Annotated in this window: 2 protein-coding genes; both read right to left on the bottom strand. The window is 57.0% G+C overall.

The window, feature by feature from the left end; translation table 11 throughout:
- Window positions 1-294: 294 nt before the first annotated feature.
- Complete coding sequence (locus RJQ10_RS15985) at window positions 295-1,311, bottom strand: hypothetical protein (protein ID WP_350148376.1); 1,017 nt, start codon at window positions 1,309-1,311, stop codon at window positions 295-297.
- A gap of 4 nt (window positions 1,312-1,315) precedes the next feature.
- Window positions 1,316-2,809: a hypothetical protein gene (locus tag RJQ10_RS15990; protein ID WP_350148377.1), complete on the bottom strand. Its 1,494-nt coding sequence runs from the start codon at window positions 2,807-2,809 to the stop codon at window positions 1,316-1,318.
- Between the last annotated feature and the right edge of the window lie 290 nt (window positions 2,810-3,099).

Below are 3,099 nucleotides of genomic sequence, written 5' to 3' on the forward strand. Positions count from 1 at the left end.
ATCCGACGGAGATTCTATTCAAGATGCCAAGTCACCGCATGACGGTTCCGAGCGCACAACCGCCATTGTGGACTGCCATCAATTCTGGCTTGATCAGCACTTGTGAGCCTTGTTTTTTGGTACCACTGTCGTGCTCGTGCGCCCAAAGGTACGTGTGGCGAACGATCGCTATTTTTCATACCGGTCTAACCTTGGGAGCCCCAGCCGTGAACTAACTTATGGCTCAGGGTCTGGCAGCGTTTCCGGAGCGGAAGTATCTGTCGCCGTAGCGAGTAGCACCGCTGCGAGCGCAGGTTAACCTGCCTGAGCAGCCTCGACGGCTGCCGCGTAGAGAATAACATCAAGAACGCGTAAGCTCATAGTGTTGCCCTCATACGCAAAGACGGCTGCGAGCGCGAAATCCGCGGTTAGCGGCGACGCAAAGTAGATCATTATCTCGTCGTCATCACCGAGGTATGCGACTGGGGTCAGACCTTGCATCGATGCTGGCGGAATAGCCGCGAGAACCTCTGCCATCGCCTTGGGAGTGCGGTCAGCTTGCTGCAACAGCGGCGCGAAGCCCACCTTTGCCGCGGTGACAACCAGGTTTACCACCGCCTCACGCATCGGCTGGAGCAGCGGGTCTTCGCCTACGACGGAATGCGTGATAGCCAAAAGCCGCAACTGGGCTTCATACACCCTTAGCGCGATTAGCGGCAGCACCAACTCAGTCACGTCGGCGCGATTGTCCAACCCCAGTTCCTCGCGCCAATTCGCGGCGAAGCTCGGTTCATTGAAACGATCCTCGAAACCATCAACCGTGTCCGCCAGCGTATCGATCATGGCAATCGATGGATGTGATCCAGCGCGTTGCCACGCGGGTATCGGGTGGATTTCGGTGCCACGCAGCACATCCCCTGGCATCAATTCGAGGTCGATGAGATCCAGTCCTTCCGGTTGATCTCGCCACTCGGTCACCAGCGCCGCATCGACCCAGGGATTGTAAAACATCACAAACGTGTCTGTAGCGCCGATACCCGTGGCCGCAAAGACTGCGCCGTTCATCAGGTATTTCCAACCGTCTGCAGGGCCGCTTCCCCATTCCTCCAACGCGGCGTTCATGGCCTCAAGTGCTGAGCGCGCCGCGGGCTCTGGGGCATTGGCGGCGATCCGAAATGGATCGTCTGTCAGTGTATTACGGAAATAGATGGGAACATAGACATCCATCACCTCGGCCAGCTCTGGATGCTCAGGCGAGGCTATGGTGGGGCCAGAGAGCGCGACAAGCATAGTCAAAGTGGCGGCAAGGATATAAAATCTGATCGTTTTCATGGGGCTACCTCACGCGTTCGGGTGGCGACACGCCGTGTTGGAAGAAAACGTCGGGGAGCTCGAACTCGGTGTCGCGGATGTCGGCGGCTGTCAGGTTCGGAAGCATCAGCGTTCCCTGTTCCGCCGTACCGACGATTTCATACACGATTTCAATACTTTCAAGCTTTGCAAACTGTTCTGGTACGCGGGCTTTCCATTCCCCGGTGTAATGCAAATAGTCGTTCACCCAGTCAGCTTGATTGTCGAACACCTGGTTGTGCTCATATACAATTGAAATGGCAATTTGACCGTTCGTATCGATCGTCCCGGATATGCGTCCTGAGCCAAAAACCCGCATGTATTCCACATCGTCGCGGTCTGTGCTGTTAAAATTATGGTTCCGCTGCCACGTTAGAAATGATCCGCTCAGCACATTGCCTTGAACGACCCCCAAGTAGAACGTGTCAATTTCGACATGTGTGTTGGAGGAATCCCATGCGTGGTTGTCCACGTTCAGGCAATGATGGAAGAAGTGCCCATCCCGGATCGACAGCACATTGCAGCCGAGAGATCGGTCGTCAAACGCTGCGTTCCACTCGTCCCGTGTCGAGTGGAAAACACTCCCCTCCGCCATCACAGTGGTGGCTTCAATCGGCCGTGCGTCAAAGCTCGTAAGTGCGATCACCTCGGGCGGGAGCTCTGGCTGGAACAAACTGCTTGCTGAAGGTGTCGGTGGGAGGACCACGAGTGTCGGCAACGGGAGAAGGTCCACTTCGCGCGGGCTCGAGCCACCCGCGGCCGTATAGTCTCTTTCAAGGTAAGGTTTCAAATCCATTGCCGCTTGCAAGCGCAGCCGGTTGAGGAAGTCGATCACCCGTTGCGAGCGCTGGTCAAACAGCGGCGCGATCGTTTCCTCAAGTGCCTCTCCTACATTGTCTTTCATCAGCAAGTCGTAGGCCGTGGCAGCAAGAAAACCGCCTGCCACGCTGCCGACTGCCCCGCCAATACTTGGCCCCAGCACCGGGCCGATCACGGGTACTGCCGTGGCTACGGCGGCGCCCGCCAGTCCGCTGATGTACGATACGCCGGATATAAAACCCATTCCGCCAGCTAGCGCACCTCCACCGGCGATGGCTCCCTGCAGGTCCCCTCCATCGACGCGCGCGAGCACATCAACCATGACGTCGCCCGTCAGCAAGGCAGCCCCTGCAAATTTGAGCGCGCCACTGTTGCCCACACTTCTGGCGCGGCTCCGTGTCCGTTCAAGGAACTTGGTCGATTTATCAGCCACAAACTTGGCGTTGGTCGCCGAAACGCCCTTCAGGTCTTTGGCGTCAACGCGCAGTCGAAAGCTCTGACCAGAGAAATCTTGGAAGGCTCCGGTTGTGGCTGAAGCTGTCGTCCCAATGACTTGAGTGATCCCAATGCCTTCCCCGTCGTTTGCCACAGCCGATGAGGCGAGGAGCATGAACGCGGTAAGGATGGAGACGGTGCGGCACACGGCTGATGAAAAATGCATGCCCAATAGTCAGTTGAAAAACTGGCGGCGTCCTTGATCAATGTCAATTTTGCTCACATGCGGGACCTGCGGCTACGGGTCCTTGGTTCGGTCCGTCTGCCTGTTGCGGCAAGGCTCATAGAAGATGTTGGAAATAAAACTCCGTCCAACCGCCTCGCTTTTGCGCCAACTTCCCCTTGGTCAGCTGACCGACGTTTTAGCCGACAAAATGCTGCGCGATGAATGAACGGCTGGTCTGGTGAAGCCGCACCGCAGCTATGGAACGCTAGATCAATGTCTGTTCAGGGCCG

Origin of the sequence: Haliea sp. (assembly GCF_040222615.1) — a bacterium.
In the GTDB taxonomy this organism is placed as follows: domain Bacteria; phylum Pseudomonadota; class Gammaproteobacteria; order Pseudomonadales; family Halieaceae; genus Haliea.

Coding starts and splice junctions, on each gene's coding strand:
- RJQ10_RS15985 (WP_350148376.1), bottom strand. CDS start 1,311: ATGAAAACGATCAGATTTTATATCCTTGCCGCCACTTTGACTATGCTT.
- RJQ10_RS15990 (WP_350148377.1), bottom strand. CDS start 2,809: ATGCATTTTTCATCAGCCGTGTGCCGCACCGTCTCCATCCTTACCGCG.